We start from the raw sequence: 25,204 nt of genomic DNA, 5'->3' as shown, positions 1-25,204 counted from the left end.
TCATAATACACCTTCTATGTAAATACGAAAAGTAAAAAAAACAGCTTGCACAATCAAAAGCAAACTATCCTAAATTTTAGGGCTATCAGAAGGTGTTGTTATGACTACCGATGTACCTAAAAATCTTTCTCAAGACCCAAGCGTTAACCCTATCCATGACATTGTAGATGTACAAACCACAGATTGTTGCATTGTGGGTGGGGGCCCAGCCGGAGCAGTTTTGGCGCTGTTGTTAGCGCGTCAAGGCATTTCGGTGATGCTACTGGAAGCACACAAAGACTTCGATCGCGATTTTCGCGGTGATACGATTCATCCGTCGGTGATGGAAATTATGGAAGAATTGGGACTTAGCGATCGCTTGCTAGAACTCCCCCATGCCAAAATGCGCCAAATTAGGTTTAAAACTCCAGAAGATACTGTCACTTTGGCAGATTTTAGTCACCTAAAAACCCACTACCCCTACATTACGATGCTTCCCCAGGTGAAATTCCTGGAGTTTATCACTCAAGAAACACAAAAATATCCTAGTTTCCATCTGGTAATGGGTGCGAATGTGCAAGAATTAATTGCTGAAAATGGCGTAATTCAAGGTGTCCGCTATCGGGGAGGCGGTGGTTGGCATGAAATCCGGGCAATACTTACAGTTGGTGCAGACGGTCGCCACTCACGTTTACGCCACCTGGGTGAGTTTGAATCCATCGAAACCTCGCCGCCAATGGATGTCCTCTGGTTTCGCCTACCGCGCCAGCCAGAAGACCCAGAGGGGGGAATGGGGCGCTTTGGTCAAGGTAAAATCATCGCCATGCTTGACCGTGGTGATGAGTGGCAAGTTGCTTATGTCATCCCCAAGGGAGGCTATCAAAAACTGCGGACTGAGGGTTTGGAGGAATTAAAAAAATCTGTTGTGGAAGTAGTGCCAGAATTCCAGCAACGCATCCAAAATTTACATGACTGGTCACAAATAGCTTTTCTCTCAGTCGAGTCCAGCCGCGTTAAACGCTGGTATCGTCCAGGACTGTTACTCCTTGGTGATGCTGCTCATATAATGTCCCCAGTGGGTGGAGTTGGGATTAACTACGCGATTCAAGATGCTGTCGTCGCCGCGAATGTACTCAGCAAACCGCTCAAAAACGGACAAGTACAACTTAGCGACCTAGCAAAAGTACAGCGTCAACGCGAGTTGCCCACACGTATCATTCAGGCGTTTCAAACTTTTATCCAGAAACGGGTATTTGCGCCAGTTCTCACCTCAAATCGCACCTTTGTACCACCTGGGTTTTTGCGCTTACCCATCTTGCGCGACCTACCAGCCAGGTTGATCGCCTTCGGTGTTTTCCCCTCTCACGTCAAGACTTAATTTTTGCCAATAATTTTTCTCTTTCTTCAACTAGTGGTACAATTATACTACTCAATGCAGAATTGAATGCTCAATTTAGTCAAGCGAGGGTGGCGGACGGCATACTTAATGCTGTTCAAAGCGATCGCTTGGCTTTTATGCTAGAAAGGACTAAAAACTCAGGCATTATTAAAAAATGCAAACAATTAAACATATCTAGATATTAATTGGCGCTACATAGAAAAACCCCAACTTTTTCAATCAGTACTTTTTGCAGTCAGGAGTAATTTTAATGAACAGTTGCGTTTTGATGGCGGAAATTATTAACGAGCCGCAACTCCGCTATACAGCCGATAATTTGGGAGTTACGGAAATGCTGGTGCAGTTTCCCAATTCCCTGAAACCAGAAGACCCGCCAGCCACCCTGAAAGTTGTCGGTTGGGGGAATTTAGCGACAGAAATTCAACAAAACTACCACCAAGGCGATCGCGTCATCTTGGTAGGGCGTTTAGGCATGAATACTGTTCCGATGGAAGGTTTTAAAGAAAAACGCGCTGAATTGACAGTGCAACAAATTCAACCTGTTGGAGGTAGTTTTAATACCGATCCATTGCCTTCAGCAACCGCAACTCCATCATTCACTGAAACTGCTCCACGACAACCATCAGCATCTCGTCCTCCCCAGAAAGAAGTTAACACTTACGAGTCACCACGTCCAGCGCCTACTCCGGCTGCAAATCCTGTTGGCGTTGCTCCCCAAGCGACAAGTTACGAACCCGTACCCCAATCTACAAATTATGAGCGAACCACTTATCCAGCAGTGAAAGCGGAAGAACCAGATCCAGATGATATTCCCTTCTAAAGTTGTTAGTTGAGCGTGTATTCAATTTGCTAACTAACATCACAATTAGATAATTTCTACAAATAGCCATCCTTTAGGATGTGCTATTTTTTGTCTGTGTTGACACTTTTCGTCTTGTCGTGAGAAATGGCTTTAGCTATCGAACAGTTAGAGATAGAGAATTTTAATCTCTAAATCCCAAGCTTCAGCCTCTATTTTACATTTTAATAGACTTCATCATGGCTACCAATATCAATCAATAAAATAACCATTTATAACAACTTCTCATCCTCAGAGAAATTAAAGATAATTCTACAATCATAAGCAACAGAACAAGACCACAAACCCGCTAAATTTCCTGTTAGCTTATGAGACTTCAAAGACGGTGTAAATGGATCATCTGCCAAAAGCCTTAAGACATTAACAATTTGATTCTTTAATTGTGGGTTTTTCTTTATAATCTTCCTAAAAGATCGCTTAAATCCACTACTCCAGACAACTTCCATCATCATCTCCGAGTAAATCAGCGATCAAATCATCAACGCTTCCTCTCTTTGCTGTCTCATTCTTAAAAGCCTGCATTACTTCCTGAGCATTAGCCAAAATTTCAACCCGCCGATTCTCAATTCGTTGCTGGCGAAGAAACTCAAATAAATACTCTCGATCTTCTGTGGGCAAACTTTCAATAGAATTAATAATTTCTTGTAAAGTCATCATAGAACCTCCTAATCAAGTAAATCCTACCTTTACTGACTCTATTTTAATCTCTAAATCCAAAGCCTCAGCTTCTTACATTTGGTAAATTTTGGCAAGAATATGATACGATCTAGCCGCAGTAAGGGCAAATGTTTCTGAAAAGTAGAAGCAGAGATTAGGGTAGGCGTAGCCGCCGCAGGCATCGCAGGGCAATCATCACTAAACTCATGAGCCGATCGCAATTTGCAGAAGTCACAAGCAGTTCTATATCGCAAATGCGTGTATATTGTGGAAGTATGTGATAAAACTGCTAAAAAGTGTAAAAACCATATTTACTTAGCATATACATCAAGACTATTGTTAAAATCGAATAATTTTAAGTTGATATTTCTACCCAACTCCTATGAGAGAAACTGTCCTAGAGGTTCGCAATCTCCAAGTTGAATTTCCCGGTGATGGCAATACTGTCAGAGCTTTGGATGGTATTTCCTTTGGACTGCATCGAGGTGAAACTCTAGGAATAGTAGGAGAATCGGGGAGTGGTAAATCAGTGACAGCCCTAGCTGTGATGGGTTTGTTGCAAACTCCCGGTATAGTTACTGGCGGTGAAATCTGGTTTCGTCCGCAGGAGAATGCCAACCCCATCGATTTGGTAAAATTGCCTCCTGAGCAAATGCAGTTACACCGGGGTGGCGACATCGCCATGATTTTTCAAGAACCGATGAGTTCGCTGAATCCGGTTTATGACATTGGGTTTCAGCTAACAGAAGCGATTATGCGGCATCAAAAGGTGTCAGCAGCCCAAGCACGACAAATTGCGATCGCAGGTCTACAAGAGGTTAAACTTTTACCTAACGATGAGGAAATACAACAGCAGTATATCGAAACTTGGCATCAAACCAATGCCAATTCACCCAAACCAGAACCATCAAAGTTGGCCCAGTTGGTTAAAGAACACAAAGAAGCCATGCTGGAACGCTACCCTCATGAACTTTCTGGGGGTCAGCTGCAACGGGTAATGATTGCAATGGCAATTTCTTGCAACCCATTAATCTTAATTGCCGATGAACCAACCACAGCTTTGGATGTGACGGTGCAAGCTACAATTTTGGATTTGTTGCGAGAATTGCAGCAAAGCCGTGACATGGCAATGATTTTCATCACCCACGATTTGGGGCTAATTTCGGAAATTGCTGACCAAGTAGCGGTGATGTATAAAGGTAAAGTTGTCGAATCTGGTCTTTCCGATCAAATTTTCAGCAGTCCTCAGCATCCATATACTAAAGGTTTGATCGCTTGTCGCCCCACACTCAACCGCCGTCCCCAAAAATTACTCACTGTTTCTGACTACATGAGTGCAGAGGAGACAGCAACGGGACAAGTAGTAATTCAGGCGAAAGAACCTGCACTACCTATAGAAGTCACCAACGAAGAGATTGCTGAAAGATTGGCAAACTTCAATGAAAAGGAACCCCTGCTGCAAATCCGCAACCTGAAAGTTGGTTTTCCAGTGCGCGGGGTGTTTGGTGGGACAAAACGCTACAATATGGCGGTCAATGGAGTTTCCTTTGATGTCAAGCCAGGAGAAACACTAGGTTTGGTGGGAGAATCTGGTTGTGGTAAAACCACCCTTGGTAGAACCTTGCTGCGCTTAATTGAACCGATGAGTGGGCAGATTATCTTTGAGAAACAAGATATTACTAACCTCAAAGGAGAACCATTGCAAAAATTGCGGCGGGAAATGCAAATAGTCTTCCAAAATCCTTTTAGTTCCCTCGATCCACGGATGAAGATTGGGGACGCAGTTATGGAACCTTTGTTAATTCACGCTGTTGGGAAGACAAAGCAACAACGACGGCAGCGAGTAACCGAACTCTTAGAACGGGTAGGGTTGAGTGCAGATGCGATGAACCGCTATCCTCATCAATTTTCTGGCGGTCAACGTCAACGAATTTGCATAGCCCGTTCTTTGGCATTGAATCCTAAGTTTATCATCTGCGATGAATCAGTTTCAGCACTGGATGTTTCAGTACAAGCGCAGGTATTAAATCTTCTCAAAGAATTACAGTCAGATTTTCAGCTTACTTATATCTTTATTTCTCACGATTTAAGTGTAGTGAAATTTATGAGCGATCGCATTTTAGTCATGAATCGCGGTCAAATTGTTGAAGAAGGCACAGCCGAAAGCATTTACCAAGAACCCAAAGAGGAATACACGCAAAAATTAATTGCTGCAATTCCTACTGGTAGTGCTGAACGGGTGCGAAGTCGGCATCTAAGGGCTTTATAGAAAGGGCGGTTAGAAACCGCGTCTACACAGACAAAACCCACCTCCGTGGGTTATAAAATTATTTTTCAACAGATATTTTTGCAAACAAAGTTAATTACATCTGCAAGTCCAGACTGAGTTTTTAAATTAGTAAAAATAAAAGGTTTATCGCCGCGCATTTTTTTAGCATCTCGTTCCATCACACTTAAATCTGCACCAACATAAGGCGCTAAATCAGTTTTGTTAATCACCAACAAATCAGACTTGGTAATGCCTGGTCCGCCTTTGCGGGGAATTTTATCACCAGCCGCAACGTCGATTACATAAATCGTTAAATCCACCAATTCGGGACTAAAAGTAGCAGCTAAGTTATCGCCACCACTTTCCAAAAATACCAAATCCAAATCGATAAAACGTTCTTCTAACTGTTCAATTGCCGCCAAATTCATGGAAGCATCTTCGCGGATGGCAGTGTGAGGACAACCGCCAGTTTCTACACCCAAAATGCGATCGCTTGCCAACGCCTGAGAACGCACTAAAAACAGAGCATCCTCCTGAGTATAAATATCATTCGTCACCACCGCAATCTGATACTGTTCACGTAATCCCTTACACAAAGCATCCACCAAAGCCGTCTTCCCCGAACCCACTGGCCCAGCAACTCCCACTCTAAATGCGTTTATTGCCATTTGTCATTTGTCCTTTGTAATAATTACGAATTACGAATTACGAATTACGAATTATTTTGACTAACTCCTAAACAACCTTGTATACTGCGTCTCATGCTGCATACTCGCCAGCGACAAACCCCAACTACAACAAGCGAGTTCATCATCTTCCAACGCGAGAATTTCTAATGTCGCAGTGCTAAATAATGGTTGCAAATCTAGCAATAACTGTTGTCCTGCTGTTTGGCCAAGGGGAATGAGTTTCACGCCAGCAGTAATCAAATTACTTGCCCAACTATGCAGATATCCGAGTAATGCAGCTTGGATGCTAATTTGCCAATGGGCAACGGCAATACCAAAAGCGATCGCATAATTGCAAGGATTACCCACAGCATTGGCAATAGGTATAATCTGCGGTTCTAGTTTACCAAGTAATTGGATCAGCGATCGCCCCATCTGCCAACTAGAGGCGCGTAATTCTTCTGTTTCTCTAGCTGCGGATAACCAGAGATTCCAACGGCATAGCGACTCTACATCACCTACTTTTGCAGCTTGCTGCGATCGTACCATCACCGCCGCCTCTAGACGAATTGCCCCGTAGAGCAACTCTGCTTTTAACCAATCTTTGAGATTTGTCTGGTTAGCGATCGTACCATTTTCCACCAGCATTTCCAAACCTTCAGAATAGCTATATGCTCCCACAGGCAAAGCGGGGCTAGCCAACTGTAAAATACTCAAAAGATGGCTATCAGTGAGCATGATGGTGTCGTCCATAAGCTCCTAATTCTGGCTGAAACGGTAAAATTTCTTCTTGAACTTCTAACCCCAGTTGTTCCAACATCGCGCGTAAAACCGAATCTGAGGACAAGCGTAAATAAGTTGGAGTAATTTCTACAGGTACATGGCGATTTCCTAGATGATATGCTGCGCGTAATAATAATAGTGATGTTTGGGCAAAGGCAGTCAGCACTAATTCTGGTTTAGCAGTAATTCTGATTAAACTACTATGGGTTTCTTCTTGCAGAATATCGCCATCGTGTAAGACAGTTCCTCTGGGTAAATGTAAAAACACAACCTTACCATCTCCCGTTTCAAAGCGATGACGGCTGCGGGTGCGTTCTTCTGCTGTCAGCGCCAGAGTAAAAGTAACCGCAGTATCGCCATTAGGTGGTTTGAGTTGGGTAAACATCAGCATACAGAGTTTCGCCTGAACTTTTGCTTTTCATTATGGTCCTAATTTAAATACCATAACTGCCTTGTCCAAAGGAAAGATAAAATTAAGCAAAGAAGGCAGCAAGCCAAACGGGGACAATCATGAACCAAGCCATTGAGGGAGTACGCTGGACAATTCACGATTTAGAGGTTCTACCCGAAAATGAGTGGACGCGCTATGAAATTATTAATGGAGAACTCTTTGTGACTCGCACTCCTCACCGCCGTCATCAACAAGTTTGTGTAAAAATTGCTCGACAACTCGATGTTTGGTCAGATTCGAGTGGTTTAGGAGAAACAATTGTGGCTCCAGGAGTGATTTTTTCACAAGCAGATAGCGTTATACCGGATGTAGTTTGGGTAAGTCGAGAACGACTGGTGCAAATTGAAGATGAAGCGGGACATTTGACAGGCGCACCAGAGTTAGTTGTAGAGGTTTTATCCCCTGGTAAACAAAACGAGCTTCGAGACAAGGAAGCAAAACTGAAACTTTATTCAGTGCAAGGCGTGCGTGAGTATTGGATTGTCGATCGCTTCACGAAACAAGTTGAAGTTTATCGTCGAGAAAAAGCACAGTTGGTTTTAGTTGCTACTTTGTTAGGCGATGATGAAATCACATCGCCACTGTTACCGGGATTTTGTTGTTCTATCGGTTTATTTTTTCCTGAATAATCGCAGATTCCATAATATTTATGGAAATCTAACCGCTAGATACAGATGCCAATATTGATTCCAAAATTGATGATATTGAACCTGAAAGTTTACAGAAAAAGTTGATAGCTGCAACGACAAATGCAAAAAATACAATAATCATAGCAGCGATTCTTGCTGCATATAAAAGAGGAAACTGAAAGGTCAGAAGCAATAATCCTACTGATAAAAGCAGATTGGATAAGTGAAATAACACAAGTGCAGATTTAAAAACTTTCTGTTTGACCTTCTCATCTTTATAACTAATCGAGTTAGCGAAAATACCGGATGAGTAGATGTAAAGTCCTGCTGATAAAAGAACTAAAGCAACAATCCAGTCTTTGCCACTATTACTTGCAATTGTACCAGGAGTTAATGCTAGTACTACAAGCGTTATGCTGAAGCCACCCAAGACACCTGAAACCGATGAGAATGCGCCAGCAGTTGGAGATGTGTCGTTTTCACGAGCAAGAAGTTGCAATATTGCTTCATTTAGTGAGGATGATGGTTCCATTTTGAACTTTCTATCTATTTTCTTGATTGAGGAAGTTAAAATAATTATTTAAACTCATACCATACACAAAATAGCCATATTAGTAATAAAATTTTAAAAATAAGGATACCACAGCAAGAATAAAGCCAATATTGCAGGTATTGATTGGATTAAAAATGCTGTTGGGCGTTTCAAAGTAATGCTACCAAAAATACCTGCGATCGCTACACAAATTAAAAAGAAAATCACAATCGATGAAGGCTCAACTTGTGAAATTTTTTGTGAGATAAATAATCCCCAGATTAAGCCAGCAGCAAGAAATCCGTTGTATAAACCTTGATTTTTAGCAAGAATTTCAGAAATTTTCTCTGGTGTGAAATCTCCCACTATTTTCTCTTGAACAAACTTTGTATTCCAGAAAAACATCTGCACAACTAGAAAAAGGATATGTATGAATGCAATAATGCCTATGAGTGACTTGACAAATATTTCCACAGTTACTGGTCTCCTAAACTTTAACTTTTAACACACTATACTAGTAAATTAAACCTCGTTATCTTGAAAATACAGTTATTGAATTTCAACTTTTGCACATTCAATATTTAGATGACTATACTGAGATGAGAGATTTTTTAAATCTTCCATATTTTCTACATATTGAGCATCTATCAGTAAATTACTAGCTTGGGCTTGTAGTAGGCGATAACTCCCAGCTTTTTGTTTGACTGGAAAGGCATTACCAATTGCTTGAATAGTTATGATTACTGCCCCTAAAATGCTAGTGGCGACTTTTTTATTTTGCTCATCTATTTGGTTTAAAGAAGCCAAAATAGTAATCATTAAAGTGAGAATGATAGTGGTAATTGTTAAACTTGCATCCCAACTTCCATTGATTCGTCTGAGTCTGCTAGTATGGTAAGTTAGTTTCTCAATGTCATCCTGCAATTTTTTTCTTTGGTCTTGAAAATCTTGCACTTCAGGCTTCTCCTATATATGAAAGTACTTTGGTTAATTCGATGATTTGAGACCCTATTGAAAATAGAGTTTTATGAATTACAAAGACAAGATTTACCCCATATTTTATCGAGATGATACGGGGTAGAGAACTCGAAATAGACGTTAGCAACTTGTGCTTTGTCTTAACTTCATCAAACCTCAAACCCGATCGCTGTGCCGGTGAGAAAAAGTGACGACTTAGTGTAAAGAATTGTAAACTTTGTCATAATCTTTTCGGTAAGAACAGACAAGTTAAATACTTAAACGATATGTGGATCTTGTTGAGCGATGACGGGAGAAGAGGCACTCAAAATAGTCGATACTCTTTTACGCTCTACTATCTTGGAGCAAAGACTAAATGATGTTCGATCTGTAGTCTTTCTGGAAAGTTGGATCGGACGTACTTATGCGGAAATTGCGGATAAGATAGGTTATGATTACGACTATATTAAACAGGTTGGATCACATTTGTGGCGATCGCTCTCCCAAGTCACTGGTGAAGATGTCACTAAAAAAAATATCCAAGCGGTTCTGCATCGCTATCAGCAATCCCAAAACACTACACAAGATTGGGGAGAAGCCATAGATGTTTCTCGATTTTACGGTCGTCAAGCAGAATTGCAAACTTTAGCAACATGGATTGGGAATGAGCGTTGTCGTTTCGTCGGGATTTTCGGACTCGGTGGAATTGGCAAAACTACTCTCTCAGTGAAACTTGCAGGGCAAATTCAGTCTCAGTTTGAATATGTGATTTGGCGTAGTTTACGGCAAGCACTGCCACTAAATACTTTATTGGGCGAGATTTTGCCGATTTTAATGGGTTCAGAGGCAACAATCAATAGTTCAATTAGTATTTTGATGCAACAGTTGCGGCAGAAGCGTTGCTTGTTGGTTTTTGATAATGTCGAGTCAGTTTTAGAAAGTGGAAACCGGGGTGGACAGTACCAACAAGGGTTTGAAGGATACCAACAGCTATTTGAGCGAATCTGCGATGAACTTCACCAAAGTTGTTTGGTAGTTACCGGACGAGAAAAACCAGGTGGAATTGCGGTGCGGGAAGGAAAAAATTTACCTGTGCGATCGCTCTCTCTATCAGGACTCTCAGTAATAGATGGTCAGCAAATACTGATCGCCAAAGGGTTAGATACAACACCTCAGCACCAAACCTTGGTTAATTACTTTGGTGGTAATCCACTCGCCCTCAAAATTGCCGCAACCGCTATTCAAGATATATTTTGTGGTGACACACAAGCATTTTTGGCACAAGGTAATACCCTTTTTAGCGATTTGTGGGACTTATTAAGGCAACAATTCGAGCGTTTATCGCCTCTGCAACAGCAGATTATGTATTGGCTAGCGATTAACCGAGAAGGAGTAACACCAACAAAGTTGCAAACAGAAATATTGCCACAAGTACCTTGGCGAGAACTCTTAGAAGCTTTGGAGTCACTCAAGGGACGCTCACTTATAGAAACAGTAACGACAGGGTTAACGCAACAACCCGTAATTATGGAATATGTTACAGAACAATTTATCCAGACTATTGAGCGGGAGATTATTAGAGGCGAACTCAACTTATTCAAAAACCACGCCTTAATTGAAGCTCAAACTCAAGACTACGTGCGCGAAGCCCAAATTCAATTTATTCTGCACCCATTAGTCGAGCGACTTTTCAGCCACTTCGACACACAAGCCCAACTTGAGGAGCAACTTTGCAAAATTTTAGCCCAATTGCGACACCAAACAGTAGTGCAAACAGGCTATGCAGGGGGCAATCTGCTAAATTTATTCTCTTACTTGCAAACCGACCTGAGTAGTTTTGACTTTTCTCATTTGGCTATTCGCCAAGCTTACTTAGCCAACACCACATTACATAACACTAATTTTACTAATGTCAAAATTAGAGAAACTGTCTTTGCTGAAACCTTTGGTGGTGTACTCAGTGTTGCTTTTAGTTCAGATGGTCAGTATTTAGCTACTAGTGACACCAAAGGCGACATTCAAATTTGGGATGTTAACACAGTCAAACAACTAGTGTGTTGTCGAGGACATCAACATTGGACGTGGAGTGTAGCTTTTAGTCCAGATGGACGGTATCTGGCCAGCGCTAGTGATGATTATCTAGTAAAGTTATGGGATGTGGAAACTGGGCAATGTTTGCACACATACCAAGGACATACTTACTCAGTTAACGCCGTTGCATTTAGTCCTCAAGGTAATATTGTTGCAAGTTGCGGTCAAGATTTAAGTATTCGTTTGTGGGAAGTTACACCAGAAAAGCTTAACCCAGAAGTTCAGACTTTAGTTGGTCATAAAGGTCGAGTCTGGGCGATCGCTTTTCACCCTAATGGTAAAATTCTTGCCAGTTGTAGCGAAGATTATACAATTCGCTTGTGGGATGTTGCTAGCGGAAATTGCTTTTGTGTTTGGCAAGGACACGATCGCTGGTTACGCTCAATAACATTTAGTCCAGATGGTAAGTTACTCGCCAGTGGCAGCTATGACAACACTATCAAACTCTGGGATGTTAAAAGCCAAAAATGTCTGCAAACCCTACGCGGACATCGACAGACAGTAACTGCGATCGCATTTAGTCCCAACGGTCAGCAGTTGGCTAGCAGCAGTTTTGACCGCACAGTCAAATTATGGGATGTCAACGGAAATTGCCTAAAAACCTTTCTTGGTCATAGCAGCCGCCTTTGGTCAGTTGCTTATCATCCCAACGAGCAACAATTGGTCAGTGGTGGTGATGACCACGCCACTAAACTATGGAATCTTCAAATAGGACGCTGCACGAAAACACTCAAAGGACATACCAATAGCGTATTATCCCTGGCTCCAAGTCCAGACGGCAACTATCTGGCAAGTGGACACGAAGACCAAACAATTAAGCTCTGGGATATTAAAAACGGTACTCTAGTGCAAACATTACGGGAACATACTAACCGCGTGTGGTCAGTGGCATTTCAACCCGCTAACCAGCATCTTTTACTTGCCAGTGGCAGTGCAGACTACAGTATCAAATTATGGGACTGGAAGTTAGGAACTTGTCTACAAACCTTACACGGTCATACTAGTTGGGTTTGGACAGTCGTTTTTAGTCCAGATGGCAGACAATTAGCCAGTAGCAGCTATGACCAAACCGTGAAACTTTGGGATATTAGCACAGGACAATGCCTGAAAACCTTCAAAGGACATAATAGTCCAGTTGTTTCAGTCGCCTTTAGTCCAGATGGTCAACTGCTTGCAAGTAGTGAGTTTGATGGGATAATTAAGCTGTGGAACATTGACACTGGAGAATGCCGCCAAACTTTAACAGGACACACCAACAGTGTGTGGTCAGTTACCTTTAGCCCTAACGGTCAGTGGTTATTAAGTACAAGTTTCGACCGAACTTTGAAACTGTGGTTGGTTTCCACAGGAAAATGCCTCCAAACTTTTGTAGGACATCAAGACCCCGTTATGGTGGCACAGTTTAGTCCAGATGCTCAGTTTATTGTTAGCGGTAGTGTCGATCGCAATCTGAAACTTTGGCGTATTTCTACAGGAGAATGTTATCAAACTTTGGTGGGTCACTCAGAGCTTGTTTATAGTTTAGTAGTAGCTTCTATCTCAATTGGAGACGCAACTTCTACCAGATTGACTGCTTTTAGTGGTAGCTTAGACGAAACCATCAAAGTCTGGGATTTGCAAACTGGTAAATATGAGCAAACTTGGAGAGCGCCTCGCCCTTATGAAGGTATGAAGGTGGAAGAAATTCAAGGTTTAACAGAAGCTCAATTAGCAACTTTACAGGCTTTAGGCGCTGCTCCCTAGTAATCTATCAAGTAGATGAAACACTTCTTAAACATCTCTTTGTTCTTTGACTCTGTACTCTCTGCGCCTCTGTGGTTCGTTCCTTTTGCTTTCAAACTTCGTTTAACAGACCACTAGTCAGCTAATAGGTAAAGTAAACCAGAAGGTTGCCCCTGCATCTAATACACTGTTTACACCTATTTCGCCGCCGTGAGCATTGATGATTTGCTTACATAAATATAACCCTAATCCCAAACTTACAGAATTGCGGATATTTGCGCCCCGAAAGTAAAGGTCAAAAAGCCGATCGCTTTGTTGTTGACTAATGCCTACACCGTTATCACTAACAGTACAATAAATCATCTCACCTTCACGGGTAGCGTTAATTGTCAATAGCAATCCAGGAGGATTGTGTTTGAGAGCATTGACAATTAAATTAGAAAAAACTCGCCATAGTTGGGTAGGATCTGCATTCAATAATGGCAAATCTGCGGATACCAGATTGGTCAACTTGGCTTGATTTTGCTCTAGCAATGGTTCCAAATCTGCGATCGCAGCTTCGACAACTGTCAGTAATTGTACAGGCTGACGTTGCAAAATCACACCTTGCACCTCACTGATATGAGCTTCCATCAACGAATTAATTAAGTTCAGTTGGCGATCGCTACTTTGAATCATCCGCTCTAATATTGAGCGGGAAATCGAGATATTTTCCTCTGGACGTGCAAGCAAGTTTCTCAGCACCATTAAAGTACCCAGTACTGGGTTACGTAAGTCGTGAGAAACTGCATGGAAAAATACTCGTAGTTCTTCTTCAGTTTGTTTGCGCTGGGTAATGTCTTCAATCAAACCTTCGTAATAAAGCAGTTTTCCCTGTTCGTCACGCACTGCGTAGGCTTTTTCTGAAATCCAGACAATACTCCCATCTCGGCGATAAATTTGGGATTCAAACTCGGAAATGCTGCCATACTTTTCCATCAGCCGCACAAATTCGGCGCGGCGGTTTGGATCAACGTACAATTGTTGAATATCAGTGGAATTTGCTGTCACCTCCTCCGCTAAGGAGTAGCCATAAATGCGTGCTAAAGCAGGATTTGCCGTAATGTAACGTCCATCGGGACTGCTTTGAAAAATTCCTTCAACAGCGTTTTCAAAAATACTGCGATATTTAGTTTCTGCAACCTTGAGTTTTTGATATGCAAATTCCAGTTCTTGACGAGCGTAAAATTCAGAGCGTTGCAGGCGATCGTATAGATAAACACCAATGTCACATATAGCACAAAACCAAAAAATGTATAAAAGAAATGTCACACTATATATTTCTGGGTGTTCAGGGACTGGTGTTTTTAGCCCAAGCACCGTATTTACACTAAAATAGTAAACTAGCACACCCACTTGAGACAGCAAGTGAACAATCCAGCAGACAGGCATTAATATAGCTTGGCTCAAGAAGAGCAGTGACCAACCGATGGCATCGGGTAGTGCGAAGCCTCTCAGGGTGGCAAACAACTGTGATGCGAGACTAATTGCCCAAGAAGACCCCAAAAATAATAAATCTGGACGATTGCGGCCTAATTTAGTTTTATGTAAGGCAAAGCAGATCAGTATACTCAGGAGCATTGCAATATTGATTACAAGGCGTTGAGTTCTAAGTATTTCTGACAGACTTTCCAACTCTTTTAAAGAGAACAAAAAGCCGTAAATGTCTCGCAAAGTAAAAGACAACAAACAAATCAGCGCCAGCCATAACCATAAACGCAATCTCTGCCACAAAAAACGGTTACGCCAAGCTCTGTAAAGAGTAGTGGTTTCATCTGTTTTTGGTGCAGAAAAGGTTTTTCTCCACCAGCTTTGCACTGTTGTAAATGGAGTAGCTATTAGCATCCAAGCAACTTTGCCCATACCGTCGAGGGTGTTTCCTTTACTCAACATTGCTATAAATAACACCCTCTCATTTTTTGGTGATTTATGGGCGATTTGTTGCGGATGAAGTGAAGAGAGGTAATGTAAACCAGAAAGTTAACCCGCGCTTGCGGTTACTAATAACACCAATTTTGCCGCCATGTGCCTTAATAACTTTCCGACAAAGATACATTTTTAAGCCAATGCTCGTAGAACAACAATCTTGGGGATCGCGGACATGGAGATCGAAAAGGCGATCGCACTCTAGTTTACTCATTACTACACCATCATCTTGAATCTGAGTGCGAATCATTCCCCCCTCAATGCTGGCACTAAGAATAAAATTTAATCCTGGTGGATTATTTTGCAAGCTATGGGTGATTAAAGTTACTAAAACTTTCTGCAACAGAGTCCCATCTGCCATTACTAACGGTAAATCTGCGGGAACCAAGTTCTTCAGAGTCGCTTGATTTTGTGTCAACATCTGTTCCAAGTGGGTGACTGTTCCTCCCAGCACGGTGCTAAGTTGCACAGGTTCATGTTTGATATCAATACCCTGTTGTTCGCAGGAATTAATTTCTAGCAATGAGTTAATCATCGCCAGTTGGCGATCGTTGCCTTGAATCATCCGCTCGATTATTGAGCGAGATACTGGAATTGGGGATTGGGGATTGGGGATTGGGAATTGGGAATTGGGCATTGGGGATTGGGCATTGGTTATTAATTCTTCTCCCCTGCTCCCCGGCCCCCCTGCTCCCTCATCCTCTCTCCGGTTCTTTGACAAAAACGAGTGGAAGAAGTGCTGCTAGTCGAAATAGACTAGAGAGGGCAAACAACCCTACCAAGCCTCCAAACTGAGCAAATTGGACGATGAAGCTGCCTATAGTTGCGCCTAAAGCACCACTCCCTCCAGCGACGGCAGCTGCGATCGCAAAATAGATAGACTGATTTTTAATTGGTGCGATCGCCAATTGTATATTGTTACTACACAAATCAATTGCTGCCCAAGTACCTCCAGCCAAGATATGTAACAGAGGTAGCCACAACCAGATATCAAGGTGATTGGCACCAATTCCTAGCCATAGTAGTGGTGTAGCTGCAACCAAAATTCCAATACAGATGAGGATGGGACGATTGCCTATCTTGTCTGCTAATTTTCCCCACAAAATAAGCATTAGCAAAGTTGCCCCCGCCTGAAGGCTGTTGTAGATAGTCACGTAACTGACATCTAAATCCAGCGTGTCCAGCATATAGAGGTTGAAAAAAGGACTGCTGAGGTTAACAGCAAGATTCCAGAAGCTGAAATACAACAGAAATCTTAAAAAGTTAGAGTTTTTCCAAACACTGTGAGTTAACTGGTTTTGTGGTGGATGAATTGATTGAACGACTTCAGAAGATTCATCTTTTCTAACCTCTGGCTGAATCTCACTTATTTGAGTTGAATTGCCATAATAAGTATTTTGCGATCTGGGATTCATATCCACTTGGAAATACTGACACCCCAATCCCGCAATTCCCAACACAATACTTATTAGCAGAACCACCCCATAGCCTTGTAGAGTTCCACCATACCAATGTGATACAGCTAAACCAGCCATTGGTACGCAAACTAAATTGGTGAGATTAGCGGCACTATTGCGTGTCCCAAAATACCTGCCTCGCAATCGCCGGGGAACTATCATTGCAACCCAACTGAGCCACGATGCGGTTCCTAGTCCTCCCAAAAGATTGCTGAATAGGACAATCAAAAGTGTCAATATCACTAATTGGTGAGTATTAATCACTTCCAAGCTTACACCTACAATACCGATTACTAGAGCCAGCCATAGCAGCCGACCAATTCCGTGTGTCCGAAGAGAATATTGAAAGCGGCTGGTGCTACGTTCAGACAAGTAAGCACCCAACGGCTGAATCAGATTGACCAACATGGGGATAGAGCAAAGCATCCCAAATACTACTGGACTAGCACCCAATTCCACCAAGAAATTGCTGAGTAAAATCCCGCCAGTTCCAAGAGAGTAAACCGCCGCTAAGACAGAATCCGCAGTGGAGGCTTTTAAACTTGTGCGAATCGCATCCTTGGGAATTCGAGAGGTTGGAGAAAGTGCTGTTGGTGGTAAGGAAATCTGGGGAATTTCCAGAGTCAGTGGCGTAGTTGTTTCAACCTGAACGGAATCCATAATGTATGTTTATGAGTAAAGCATCCTGACATAAATCCGGTTGTCGAAGAACTCAGTATGCTTTTATTAGCATTTTTAATAAGTTTTCGTTATTCTAGCTTGCAATTTTCAACAAAAATTTTGGATAAGTAAATATCACTCCTTAGTAACAGAAGGTACAAGTGATCAAACAAAGATTGTTTAATTTTTTGGGATTGGTAATGGCGATCGCGATCGCTATTATTGCTTGTCAAAGTCTACAATTACCAAGCAAACCGTTAGCATCTACCGCAGTTAGTATCAAACTTAGTGGCTGGGGAGGTTCTCCTGTTGAGCAAAAACTCTTGAGACAGGTATTGCGAGAGTTTGAGGTACAACATCCAACTATTAAGGTCAAATATGAGGTAATTTCCGACCAATACATGGATGTAATCAAAACTCGTTTAGTTGGGGAAGCTGCACCAGATGTCTTTTATCTCGATGCGCTAGAAGCTCCTTTCTTGATGAGTCAGAATGTCCTAGAACCATTAGAAAGTTACATTACCCCCGAATTTGACCTAACGGATTTTGAAGATACCCTAATCGATAGTTTCAAATATCAGAATCATATTTATGGTCTTCCCAAAGACTATTCCACCCTTGCCCTGTTTTATAACAAAAAAGCATTTGCTGCCGCAGGGTTGAGTAATCCACCGACTACTTGGGATGAATTACGTAACTACTCGAAACAATTGACAGGCAAACTTAACAAATACGGATTTGGGGAAATTCCTGAATTAGCACGTCAGGCTTATAAAATTAAAGCCTTTGGTGGACAACTCATCGATCAAAATGGTTATGCTAACTTTGCGAGTGAGGCAGGTTTAAAGGGTTTAGAGTTGGTAATAGACCAGTATCAAAAAGACCGTTCCTCTGCCCAAAAATCTGATGTAGGGACAAACTCAGGTAGTGAAATGTTTGGTCAGAGTAAAGTGGCAATGGTGATTGAGGGTAATTGGGCAATTCCTTACTTAACTGAAACCTTTCCCCAAGTAGAGTTTGCTACCGCACCAGTGCCTACGATTAACGGCAAAAAAGGCACTATGGTCTTTACAGTTGCCTACGTGATGAATAATCTTGCACAGCACAAAGCCGAAGCCTGGGAGTTGATTTCCTATCTCACTGGTAAAGAAGGAATGCAAAAGTGGACAGGAACAGGGTTTGCTTTGCCAACACGTAAATCAGTGGCAAAGAATTTGGGTTATGACCAAGACGCACTGCGATCGCCATTAGTGGGGGGAGTGGATTATGCTACACCGTGGCAGGTGGGGAAATATCCAGGTGCGATCGTGAATAACTTTGAGAACCAGTTTGTCAGCGCCTTGTTGGGGCAACAACCATTAAAGCAGGCGATGATGAAGGCAGAGAATGAAGCTAATCAGCAAATTAAAGCGATGGATTAAACAATCTTTCTTACCTTCACCAAATCACTTCTGGGTAGAAGTTTGCTATCTCTTTATCAGATGTAATTATTGCAGCTTGATTACTTCTGGCTAGTGCAACGACAACTCGATCTACTGGATCTCGATGACCCCATTCTAAATTGGCACTTTCCATCCAAATATTTTCATCAATGGGTACAATCTGAACAGTACTAGACTTTTTCAGCGTTACTACATACTCGTTAAGATTGACTCCTAAATCTAGTTTTTTATTTTTGATTTTTAAAGCAATTTCCCATATAGCGATAGACGGAACAAGACCATTTTTATCCCTTTCCATGTAGTCGCACGCTTCTTTGGCTTGTTCAGAAAGTCTGGCTGGATCTAAACTCCACCAGATTAAGGCACAAGTGTCAAGGACTATCTTCACAATTGTGGCCATTCCTCAGTTGTTGGTGTAGTTAAATCCTCAAAGTACTTCACTTTACCGCGCATTTCTCCAAATAACTCCTCTGTTGAAGGTGTTTGCGCGTATTTGGAAATTTTCACGACTGGCTTACCGCGATCGGTAACTATAATTTCTTCTCCCTCTGACTCTACAAGTCGTAAGAACTCAAGAAGTTGAGATTTGAGTTTACTTTTGGAAATTGATTTCATAATAACCATAGTCATGACTATAGTCATATTTTAATAGGGCATAGCATGAACTATTGCTCAATATTTATCGGCTATGACCAAGACAAGACCTACTGAGATCGCCATTAGTGGCGGGAGTGGATTATGCTACACCGTGGCAGGTGGGGAAATATCCAAGTGCGTAGGCGTAGCCCGCCGTAGGCATCGTCAATAACTTTGAGAACCAGTTTGTCAGCACCTTGTTGGGGCAACAACCATTAAAGCAGGCGATGATGAAGGCAGAGAATGAAGCTAATCAGCAGATTAAGGCGATGGATTGACTGAAAATCTATGCAGTGCAAGCCCCTAGATTTATCATCATCTTGGAGTAAGAATTTTTCCTTAGCATTGATTTGCGATCGCAAACGGCGTTCTTCTGCAAAAAGTTTTGGTTCAATGCCTTTGCGGATATCTATGTTTGCTTCGGTTAGTAGTTCTATCAGAATACAGGCACGAGAGCGATCACCATTTTATTGAGCTATTGCTAATATAAAGCCCATTCTAATTTAAGAGTTTCTAGCTTAGGATTCTTCACACTCATTCTTTTACACTCTTCTACAAATTCCTTGACTTGTTCTTGATTTAGACTTAAACCACCATCTTGGAGATTATTGATGTAAGTAATCACATCTGAAGTTGTTAAAGCTGAACTTATTTCTTCTAGAAGAATAGCATTTTTAACTTCCCGACAAACTAACTCGATATCTGATGACGTAAACTTTATACTTTTCTCTGCCAGCATTTCAAAGTTAACTAGCTGATTCATATCAATTTTTGACAGGTAGTGTATGAATAGCTCTATTCTTTCTACTTGAGACGGTGGAAAGATAGGAATCTTCCAATCCAATCTACCAGAACGTTTCAACGCACTATCTATACCACTCAAATAATTAGTTGCAGCAATTACAATTACGTCACTATTTTGAAGATTATTTAGTTCGATGAGTAATTGATTAATAGTTGCTTTTTGGTCTGTGTGGGCGTTGTCTTCGTTACGATTAAAGCCAATACTGTCTAACTCATCAATAAATAAAACTGAAGGAGCTTTTTTCTTAGCTTGAGCAAAGATATCTCGAATATTTTTTTGACTTTGACCTATCCAAACACTGACAATATCAGCAGGAGAGAATTTAAAGAAATATCTGCCAGACTCATTAGCAAAAGCATTTGCCAGTAGAGTTTTACCACATCCAGGTAATCCATAGAAAAGAATTCCACCAATTGAACCCTTGTGTCCCTTAGATTGCAACTTGAGGAGTTTATTTAGTTTTTCTTTTTCTTCGTTTAAACCTTTTACTTGGTTAAAATCAAGCTTAAATTCTTTAACGCGATTAGTAACTGGATATGTCTGTAATAAACTAGGTTTTTTAACCCCATACCCAAAAGATGGATATTCAATAGAATCAAATGATACTGGGACTAATTGGTGTTTTTCATAATCAGGAGCCATGATTACAACCTGGAAGCGATCGCCATAATATCCAGATAACTTATATTCTAATATTTCCTTAGCCTTTTTTAATTGGTAATAGTTGCGGGCAATCTCAAAACCGGGAATTACCAACCAAAGACTTTTTAAATTATTTGGCCATACTTTTGATTTCCTCAAAACTCTTTTCAGGGGATCTAAAAAGAGATTGTTATCCTGAAACTCTTGATATTTGAGAGTTTCTATCTCAACCACTACCTGATTTTTTACATAGACTTCTATAATTTCGCTTTGATACTCTCCATCTTCATCTGATGTATCTTCATCTGGTGTTTCTTCATCCCTAGAAGTCAACTCAACTTCACAGCCAATATTAGATAATTCATATCCTAGATTTTCTAAGGTTTTAATAGCAAAATACTTGAGATAAATATATTCTTTACTTTCCTGTTGCCACTTTAGGCTGTAAAAATGTTCTGGTTTTATCTTCAATAATAACTGTGATTCTGCCTGTATTTGAGCTTTTTGCAAATCTACAAAGTAATCTCGCAAAGATGCATCATCTTCCTCTATTTGATAATATGGAAGTTCCAGCAGGAGACGAAAATGAGCATATACTTCTTCTTTATGCTCAAGAGAGGCTTCATTTGGGTATTTACATCTGAGAGTAAAAGTAAAAGGAATTTTACTCGCAACTCTATCTACCAAGTATCCTAAAGCATCTTCTTGCTGATGAGCTTGGATTTCTAATACTGATGGACAATGAAATAATATAAAAAACTGTTCAGAATTATATTTATTGGCAGATAGAGATATCTGTTCAAACTGCTGATCGAACTTTTCCGAATCAAGCAACTCTAAACCAGTATTGCCAAGTATAATACTGGTCATAGTTGAGCGATAAAACTGAAAAATGCTAGCATCAGAAATAGAATTTTCTTGTTCATCATCACAATCTTGATCTGAAGCAAGACTTGTAGGAATTTTTCTAGTAGCAGCTTTGGGGGTACTACTATATCCCCCGTATTGATATTTTCTAATTAATTCATAATTAAAGATTTTGACCACAATATCAGAGAAGAAATCTTCTACTTGGGGAATCAAAAAAATACCTACTGGCTGATGAGAATCTAAACATGCTTGGAATCGTTCATATTCTTGTTCAGAGCCAAAATCAAACAAGTAGTAAAAAAAATCATGTTTGACTGAAATTGCCTCCTGTAGTTTGACTGAAATTGATTCCGATTCAGCTACTTTATTGATTGCTTCTACACCTTTAATAGAAATAGCAATTTTTGTATCTAATGGAATATACAAATCTAAGCAAGGATTTGCACAAAGTCCCAATTCATCAAGAGCAGTATTAAAATTATCTATGAATGATTGACTTCTACGCTGGTAGCCAAACTGTTCTATGATAGTTTTTACCCGTAGGCTTTTTTGAGTTTTATCAGTTCTCTGAAGTTCACTTTTAATCGAACGTAAGTAGGCTGTATATGACATTTTGTGTCCTCTTGCTTGAGTCGGGTTAATTAGCATCCCCAAGGAAGCTAGATATATAGTTCCCTAAATTACATAAGCAGCTAACTCATACAACCGATATCTCGTGAATCGCCGTTTTGCGTCTAGGCTTTCCAAAAATAGAAACTTAATTTAATGAGGTTAAATATTTTTTTACAGGAGTAGGATCAATAATCATGCACAACCCATCGCTACAGCCGGGTTAGTGCGAGATTAAACGGAGGTTCTGTAGTGTTTGCAATCAACAGGCGGCGGAGTAACCCCAGGTGGAGTATCACAGAAGACTTGGCTGGGTATATGTTCATGATGCCCACCATTCTAGTTTTGGGGACTTTTGTAGTCTTACCCATTCTCTACGCCGTTTTTCTTTCCTTGCAAAAAGTCCAACTTCTCGGCGGTATTGAGTACGAGTTCATCGGTTTTCGGAACTTCACGCGATTAACTGAAGATGAAAGGGTTTGGATTGCTTTGAGAAATACAGCACAATACGTAGCTATTGTTGTGCCAACTCAAACAGTCTTAGCTTTAATTCTGGCAGTAACTCTGAATTCTGGGATTCGCGGTAAAAACTGGTGGCGTATCCTCTACTTTTTGCCCACAGTCACCTCTTCAGCAGTGCTGACGCTGATCTTTATGTGGATTTATAACACCGACGGGCTACTAAACGATTTTCTTGCTTTTGTAGGGCTACCTACTTATAACTGGTTGGGCGATCCAGCAGTTGCGCTCAAAGGCATTATGATCATGAACATTTGGTCAACTGCACCGTTTTTCATGGTGATTTATCTGGCGGCATTGCAAGATATACCCCAAACACTTTATGAGGCGGCGGAACTCGATGGCGCAAATGGGTGGCAGCAATTTATCCACGTTACCCTCCCCTTGCTTAAGCCTGTAACCTTCTTTGTGGTAGCAGTGGGGGTGATTGGGACTTTTCAACTTTTTGACCAGTCTTACATCTTTTCTGGGGGTACTGGCGGCCCAAACAACGCTACCTTAACTGTGGTGCTGCTAATTTACCAAGCTGTGTTTCGAAATTTACAAATGGGATATGCAGCAGCGATCGCATTTTTGTTAGCAGCAGCGATCGTTGCCATCACTTTGATTCAACGGCGACTTTTTGGAGGCGAACGGATTTGACTAAAATCTCTGGCTTAAAAGTCTTGCTATACGTCTTGCTGACACTCTATGCGATCATTACCCTAATTCCCTTTCTCTGGGCGCTTTCAGCATCATTTAAGCCGTTAACAGAGATTGTGGGTGGTGAACCCAACTTTCTCCCCAAGAATTTTACTCTTGACAACTACAGGCAAATCTTTCTCCAAGAACCGTTATTTTGGCGTTGGTTGTTCAACAGTGTAGTAATTGCCGTCAGCGTTACGCTTTTAAACTTGTTGTTAAATTCAATGGCTGGTTATGCCTTGGCAAGACTGCGTTTTGTGGGTAAGCGCTTTTGGTTCTTTCTCATCTTGGCTGTGCTGGCAGTACCAGCGCAAATCACCCTAATTCCGACATTTTTGATTTTGAAAGCGATCGGCTGGTTGAATTCTTATCAAGGCATGATTGTGCCTAGCATGGTGAATGCCACTTTTATCTTTATGATGAGGCAGTTTTTTGTTAATTTTCCTAAAGAACTAGAAGAAGCGGCTCAACTCGATGGCTTAAATACCTTTGGAATTTTCCGACATATTGTCTTACCTCTAGCAAAACCAGCATTAGCGGCACAGGCAGTTTTTGTATTTATGGGAAGTTGGAATAATTTTCTACTGCCGATAGTTATCCTATTTGACCCAGAAATGTTTACTCTACCTTTGGGACTGAATACCTTCAAAGGTCAATACATCAGCTATTGGAACTACATTATGGCGGCTTCTATGGTCTTTACCCTACCAGCTTTAGGTATTTATGCTTTTTTTAATCGTTACTTTATTCAAAGCGTCACCTTCACCGGAGGAAAAGGTTAATAGCCATGCCCAATGCCCCATTCCCAATTCCCAATCCCCAATTCCCCATTCCCCAAACAGTATTTTGGGCAACAAATTGCACTCCTAACGTGATATTGGTATTACAGCGACTCAATCTCTATCTATCAGTTAACAAGCATTATGGGTTTTGCAGACCTATCGATCGCAGAGATAGCAGCCGACTACAGTATACCTGTAGAAAAAGTGTTTTCTCTGTGCAACCAACTGGGAATCGCCTACAAACACCAAAAGACCCGTTTGGCGTTAGAAGATGCAAAGGCAATTATTTCCCAAATATCGTTTGAAACACACCCAAAAGGTACTAGCGACTTGGTGGGTGATGACGAGGACACCTAACGGGTGATCTTGGGCTTTAGCTAATCATTGATAGCTAATGACAAAAAACAATGAGTCATTAGCAATTAGCAGCTTGGAGATTGAGAACCGCTTTCTTAGCTGTGTTGAGCGTCAAAATTTTTAAGGGGAAACATGTTTAGAAGACTAATTGGCGTTGTTGTGGTCACTGTTTTACTCTCTTTTCAGTTGCTTGTCGGTAGCGCGACAGCAGTGGAACTAGACAAAGCTACCCGAACAGTGCCATTAAATGCTCAGGGTGAGACCACCGTACTTAGCCTGAAACAAGTAAAAGAAGGCAAACGCTTATTTAACTACGCTTGCGCCCAATGTCATGCTGGGGGAGTTACCAAAACAAATCAGAACGTTGGACTTACTCCAGACGATCTGGCACTGGCAACACCCAACCGTAATAACATTGAAGGCTTGGTGGATTACCTGAAAAATCCCACTACTTACGACGGGGAAGAAGAGATTTCCGAAATCCACCCCAGTATCAAGAGTGCAGATATTTTCACAGCAATGCGAAATCTGACGGATGAGGATTTGGAAGCGATCGCTGGTCATATCCTAATACAACCCAAAATCGTTGGTACTAAGTGGGGAGGCGGAAAAATCTATTACTAAATCCTGGAACTGAGTCATTGGGAATAGGGCATTGGGAATAGGGCATTGGGCATTGGGAAGTATCCATTCCCCCTTCCTCCTTCGCCCAATGTCATGCTGGGGGAGTTACCAAAACAAATCAGAACGTTGGACTTACTCCAGACGATCTGGCACTGG

24 protein-coding genes and 3 pseudogenes are annotated in these 25,204 nt (G+C 41.3%); 13 read left to right on the top strand and 14 right to left on the bottom strand.

Annotated features, from left to right (window positions below; genetic code table 11):
- Nucleotides 1–100 precede the first annotated feature (100 nt).
- Both G1O98_RS10230 and G1O98_RS10225 read left to right on the top strand, forming a co-directional pair.
- Nucleotides 101–1,357: an FAD-dependent oxidoreductase gene (locus G1O98_RS10230; protein WP_163928696.1), complete on the top strand. Its 1,257-nt coding sequence runs from the start codon at nt 101–103 to the stop codon at nt 1,355–1,357.
- A gap of 271 nt (nt 1,358–1,628) precedes the next feature.
- Nucleotides 1,629–2,198 carry a single-stranded DNA-binding protein gene (locus G1O98_RS10225; protein WP_163928695.1) on the top strand — a complete coding sequence of 190 codons (570 nt, stop codon included), beginning with the start codon at nt 1,629–1,631 and terminating at the stop codon, nt 2,196–2,198.
- 251 nt (nt 2,199–2,449) lie between these two features.
- Here the strand turns inward: G1O98_RS10225 and G1O98_RS10220 are convergent, their stop codons facing one another.
- Together G1O98_RS10220 and G1O98_RS10215 are read right to left on the bottom strand one after the other, a co-directional pair.
- On the bottom strand, nt 2,450–2,683 hold the full coding sequence (locus G1O98_RS10220; protein WP_163928716.1) for a type II toxin-antitoxin system mRNA interferase toxin, RelE/StbE family: 234 nt from the start codon (nt 2,681–2,683) through the stop codon (nt 2,450–2,452).
- Entirely contained in the window at nt 2,664–2,894 is a 231-nt protein-coding gene (locus G1O98_RS10215; protein ID WP_163928694.1) for a hypothetical protein, read from the bottom strand. The genes G1O98_RS10220 and G1O98_RS10215 overlap by 20 nt, the downstream gene beginning before the upstream one ends.
- 382 nt (nt 2,895–3,276) lie before the next feature.
- On the opposite strand from G1O98_RS10215, the gene G1O98_RS10210 reads away from it, so the two are divergent.
- Entirely contained in the window at nt 3,277–5,163 is a 1,887-nt protein-coding gene (locus G1O98_RS10210) for an ABC transporter ATP-binding protein (RefSeq protein WP_163928693.1), read from the top strand.
- 65 nt (nt 5,164–5,228) lie between these two features.
- Here the strand turns inward: G1O98_RS10210 and ureG are convergent, their stop codons facing one another.
- From ureG to ureE, 3 genes are all read right to left on the bottom strand, one after another.
- Complete coding sequence (ureG, locus tag G1O98_RS10205) at nt 5,229–5,825, bottom strand: urease accessory protein UreG (RefSeq protein WP_163928715.1); 597 nt, start codon at nt 5,823–5,825, stop codon at nt 5,229–5,231.
- A gap of 66 nt (nt 5,826–5,891) precedes the next feature.
- A complete protein-coding gene (locus G1O98_RS10200; RefSeq protein ID WP_163928692.1) occupies nt 5,892–6,584 on the bottom strand; it encodes an urease accessory protein UreF in 693 nt (230 codons plus the stop codon).
- Entirely contained in the window at nt 6,559–7,005 is a 447-nt protein-coding gene (gene ureE / locus G1O98_RS10195) for an urease accessory protein UreE (RefSeq protein WP_163928691.1), read from the bottom strand. The genes G1O98_RS10200 and ureE overlap by 26 nt, the downstream gene beginning before the upstream one ends.
- 119 nt (nt 7,006–7,124) lie before the next feature.
- On the opposite strand from ureE, the gene G1O98_RS10190 reads away from it, so the two are divergent.
- A complete protein-coding gene (locus G1O98_RS10190) occupies nt 7,125–7,694 on the top strand; it encodes a Uma2 family endonuclease (protein WP_163928690.1) in 570 nt (189 codons plus the stop codon).
- A 28-nt stretch (nt 7,695–7,722) separates the two neighbouring features.
- Here the strand turns inward: G1O98_RS10190 and G1O98_RS10185 are convergent, their stop codons facing one another.
- The 3 genes from G1O98_RS10185 to G1O98_RS10175 form a co-directional block, all read right to left on the bottom strand.
- A complete protein-coding gene (locus G1O98_RS10185) occupies nt 7,723–8,226 on the bottom strand; it encodes a hypothetical protein (RefSeq protein WP_012412370.1) in 504 nt (167 codons plus the stop codon).
- Between the two features lie 93 nt (nt 8,227–8,319).
- Nucleotides 8,320–8,700, bottom strand: coding sequence for a DUF1304 domain-containing protein (locus G1O98_RS10180; protein ID WP_345940540.1), 381 nt, complete (start codon nt 8,698–8,700; stop codon nt 8,320–8,322).
- Nucleotides 8,701–8,775: 75 nt separating this feature from the next.
- On the bottom strand, nt 8,776–9,180 hold the full coding sequence (locus G1O98_RS10175) for a hypothetical protein (protein ID WP_163928689.1): 405 nt from the start codon (nt 9,178–9,180) through the stop codon (nt 8,776–8,778).
- Nucleotides 9,181–9,489: 309 nt separating this feature from the next.
- On the opposite strand from G1O98_RS10175, the gene G1O98_RS10170 reads away from it, so the two are divergent.
- On the top strand, nt 9,490–13,017 hold the full coding sequence (locus G1O98_RS10170; protein WP_163928688.1) for an NB-ARC domain-containing protein: 3,528 nt from the start codon (nt 9,490–9,492) through the stop codon (nt 13,015–13,017).
- A 117-nt stretch (nt 13,018–13,134) separates the two neighbouring features.
- Here the strand turns inward: G1O98_RS10170 and G1O98_RS10165 are convergent, their stop codons facing one another.
- The 3 genes and pseudogenes from G1O98_RS10165 to G1O98_RS10155 all read right to left on the bottom strand — a co-directional run bounded on the left by G1O98_RS10165 (nt 13,135) and on the right by G1O98_RS10155 (nt 17,078).
- On the bottom strand, nt 13,135–14,928 hold the full coding sequence (locus G1O98_RS10165; protein ID WP_243458391.1) for an ATP-binding protein: 1,794 nt from the start codon (nt 14,926–14,928) through the stop codon (nt 13,135–13,137).
- Nucleotides 14,929–14,962: 34 nt separating this feature from the next.
- A pseudogene (locus G1O98_RS10160) lies at nt 14,963–15,580 on the bottom strand (HAMP domain-containing sensor histidine kinase); the annotation flags it as partial.
- A 76-nt stretch (nt 15,581–15,656) separates the two neighbouring features.
- The gene (locus tag G1O98_RS10155) at nt 15,657–17,078 is read right to left on the bottom strand and encodes an MFS transporter (RefSeq protein ID WP_163928687.1); all 1,422 of its coding nucleotides are present in this window, start codon (nt 17,076–17,078) and stop codon (nt 15,657–15,659) included.
- A gap of 200 nt (nt 17,079–17,278) precedes the next feature.
- Between G1O98_RS10155 and G1O98_RS10150 the strand changes: the two genes are divergently transcribed.
- Nucleotides 17,279–18,499: an ABC transporter substrate-binding protein gene (locus G1O98_RS10150; RefSeq protein ID WP_175586618.1), complete on the top strand. Its 1,221-nt coding sequence runs from the start codon at nt 17,279–17,281 to the stop codon at nt 18,497–18,499.
- A gap of 16 nt (nt 18,500–18,515) precedes the next feature.
- Here the strand turns inward: G1O98_RS10150 and G1O98_RS10145 are convergent, their stop codons facing one another.
- The gene (locus G1O98_RS10145) at nt 18,516–18,908 is read right to left on the bottom strand and encodes a type II toxin-antitoxin system VapC family toxin (protein WP_163928686.1); all 393 of its coding nucleotides are present in this window, start codon (nt 18,906–18,908) and stop codon (nt 18,516–18,518) included.
- Nucleotides 18,905–19,150 carry a type II toxin-antitoxin system prevent-host-death family antitoxin gene (locus G1O98_RS10140; RefSeq protein ID WP_228058311.1) on the bottom strand — a complete coding sequence of 82 codons (246 nt, stop codon included), beginning with the start codon at nt 19,148–19,150 and terminating at the stop codon, nt 18,905–18,907. Before G1O98_RS10140 ends, G1O98_RS10145 begins: the two co-directional genes overlap by 4 nt.
- 68 nt (nt 19,151–19,218) lie before the next feature.
- Here G1O98_RS10140 and G1O98_RS39825 point away from each other — a divergent pair.
- Nucleotides 19,219–19,434 (top strand): annotated as a pseudogene (locus tag G1O98_RS39825) (ABC transporter substrate-binding protein); the annotation flags it as partial.
- Nucleotides 19,435–19,444: 10 nt separating this feature from the next.
- Nucleotides 19,445–19,630, top strand: a complete 186-nt coding sequence (locus tag G1O98_RS10135; RefSeq protein ID WP_163928685.1) for a hypothetical protein — start codon at nt 19,445–19,447, stop codon at nt 19,628–19,630.
- Between the two features lie 7 nt (nt 19,631–19,637).
- Here G1O98_RS10135 and G1O98_RS10130 read toward each other — a convergent pair whose 3' ends face one another.
- Nucleotides 19,638–22,085 carry an ATP-binding protein gene (locus G1O98_RS10130; protein WP_163928684.1) on the bottom strand — a complete coding sequence of 816 codons (2,448 nt, stop codon included), beginning with the start codon at nt 22,083–22,085 and terminating at the stop codon, nt 19,638–19,640.
- 249 nt (nt 22,086–22,334) lie between these two features.
- On the opposite strand from G1O98_RS10130, the gene G1O98_RS10125 reads away from it, so the two are divergent.
- From G1O98_RS10125 to psbV (G1O98_RS39820), 5 genes and pseudogenes are all read left to right on the top strand, one after another.
- A complete protein-coding gene (locus tag G1O98_RS10125; RefSeq protein WP_163928683.1) occupies nt 22,335–23,243 on the top strand; it encodes a sugar ABC transporter permease in 909 nt (302 codons plus the stop codon).
- Entirely contained in the window at nt 23,240–24,067 is an 828-nt protein-coding gene (locus tag G1O98_RS10120; RefSeq protein ID WP_163928682.1) for a carbohydrate ABC transporter permease, read from the top strand. Before G1O98_RS10125 ends, G1O98_RS10120 begins: the two co-directional genes overlap by 4 nt.
- 141 nt (nt 24,068–24,208) lie before the next feature.
- On the top strand, nt 24,209–24,424 hold the full coding sequence (locus G1O98_RS10115; RefSeq protein ID WP_012409317.1) for a hypothetical protein: 216 nt from the start codon (nt 24,209–24,211) through the stop codon (nt 24,422–24,424).
- Between the two features lie 132 nt (nt 24,425–24,556).
- Nucleotides 24,557–25,048 carry a photosystem II cytochrome c-550 gene (gene psbV / locus G1O98_RS10110; RefSeq protein ID WP_163928681.1) on the top strand — a complete coding sequence of 164 codons (492 nt, stop codon included), beginning with the start codon at nt 24,557–24,559 and terminating at the stop codon, nt 25,046–25,048.
- Between the two features lie 83 nt (nt 25,049–25,131).
- Nucleotides 25,132–25,204, top strand: a pseudogene (gene psbV / locus G1O98_RS39820) (cytochrome c-550); the annotation flags it as partial.

Origin of the sequence: Nostoc sp. UIC 10630 (genome assembly GCF_010747425.1) — a bacterium.
Taxonomy (GTDB): Bacteria; Cyanobacteriota; Cyanobacteriia; order Cyanobacteriales; family Nostocaceae; genus Nostoc.
Note: the sequence above shows the minus strand (reverse complement) of the source record. Positions and strands in the feature narration are given on the sequence as shown.

Bases quoted from the DNA above. Each gene is read 5' to 3' on its own strand.
- G1O98_RS10230 (WP_163928696.1), top strand. From the start codon at position 101: ATGACTACCGATGTACCTAAAAATCTTTCTCAAGACCCAAGCGTTAAC.
- G1O98_RS10225 (WP_163928695.1), top strand. From the start codon at position 1,629: ATGAACAGTTGCGTTTTGATGGCGGAAATTATTAACGAGCCGCAACTC.
- G1O98_RS10220 (WP_163928716.1), bottom strand. From the start codon at position 2,683: ATGGAAGTTGTCTGGAGTAGTGGATTTAAGCGATCTTTTAGGAAGATT.
- G1O98_RS10215 (WP_163928694.1), bottom strand. From the start codon at position 2,894: ATGATGACTTTACAAGAAATTATTAATTCTATTGAAAGTTTGCCCACA.
- G1O98_RS10210 (WP_163928693.1), top strand. From the start codon at position 3,277: ATGAGAGAAACTGTCCTAGAGGTTCGCAATCTCCAAGTTGAATTTCCC.
- G1O98_RS10200 (WP_163928692.1), bottom strand. From the start codon at position 6,584: ATGGACGACACCATCATGCTCACTGATAGCCATCTTTTGAGTATTTTA.
- ureE (WP_163928691.1), bottom strand. From the start codon at position 7,005: ATGCTGATGTTTACCCAACTCAAACCACCTAATGGCGATACTGCGGTT.
- G1O98_RS10190 (WP_163928690.1), top strand. From the start codon at position 7,125: ATGAACCAAGCCATTGAGGGAGTACGCTGGACAATTCACGATTTAGAG.
- G1O98_RS10185 (WP_012412370.1), bottom strand. From the start codon at position 8,226: ATGGAACCATCATCCTCACTAAATGAAGCAATATTGCAACTTCTTGCT.
- G1O98_RS10170 (WP_163928688.1), top strand. From the start codon at position 9,490: ATGACGGGAGAAGAGGCACTCAAAATAGTCGATACTCTTTTACGCTCT.
- G1O98_RS10165 (WP_243458391.1), bottom strand. From the start codon at position 14,928: ATGTTGAGTAAAGGAAACACCCTCGACGGTATGGGCAAAGTTGCTTGG.
- G1O98_RS10155 (WP_163928687.1), bottom strand. From the start codon at position 17,078: ATGGATTCCGTTCAGGTTGAAACAACTACGCCACTGACTCTGGAAATT.
- G1O98_RS10150 (WP_175586618.1), top strand. From the start codon at position 17,279: ATGGCGATCGCGATCGCTATTATTGCTTGTCAAAGTCTACAATTACCA.
- G1O98_RS10140 (WP_228058311.1), bottom strand. From the start codon at position 19,150: ATGACTATGGTTATTATGAAATCAATTTCCAAAAGTAAACTCAAATCT.
- G1O98_RS10135 (WP_163928685.1), top strand. From the start codon at position 19,445: ATGCAGTGCAAGCCCCTAGATTTATCATCATCTTGGAGTAAGAATTTT.
- G1O98_RS10130 (WP_163928684.1), bottom strand. From the start codon at position 22,085: ATGTCATATACAGCCTACTTACGTTCGATTAAAAGTGAACTTCAGAGA.
- G1O98_RS10115 (WP_012409317.1), top strand. From the start codon at position 24,209: ATGGGTTTTGCAGACCTATCGATCGCAGAGATAGCAGCCGACTACAGT.
- psbV (WP_163928681.1), top strand. From the start codon at position 24,557: ATGTTTAGAAGACTAATTGGCGTTGTTGTGGTCACTGTTTTACTCTCT.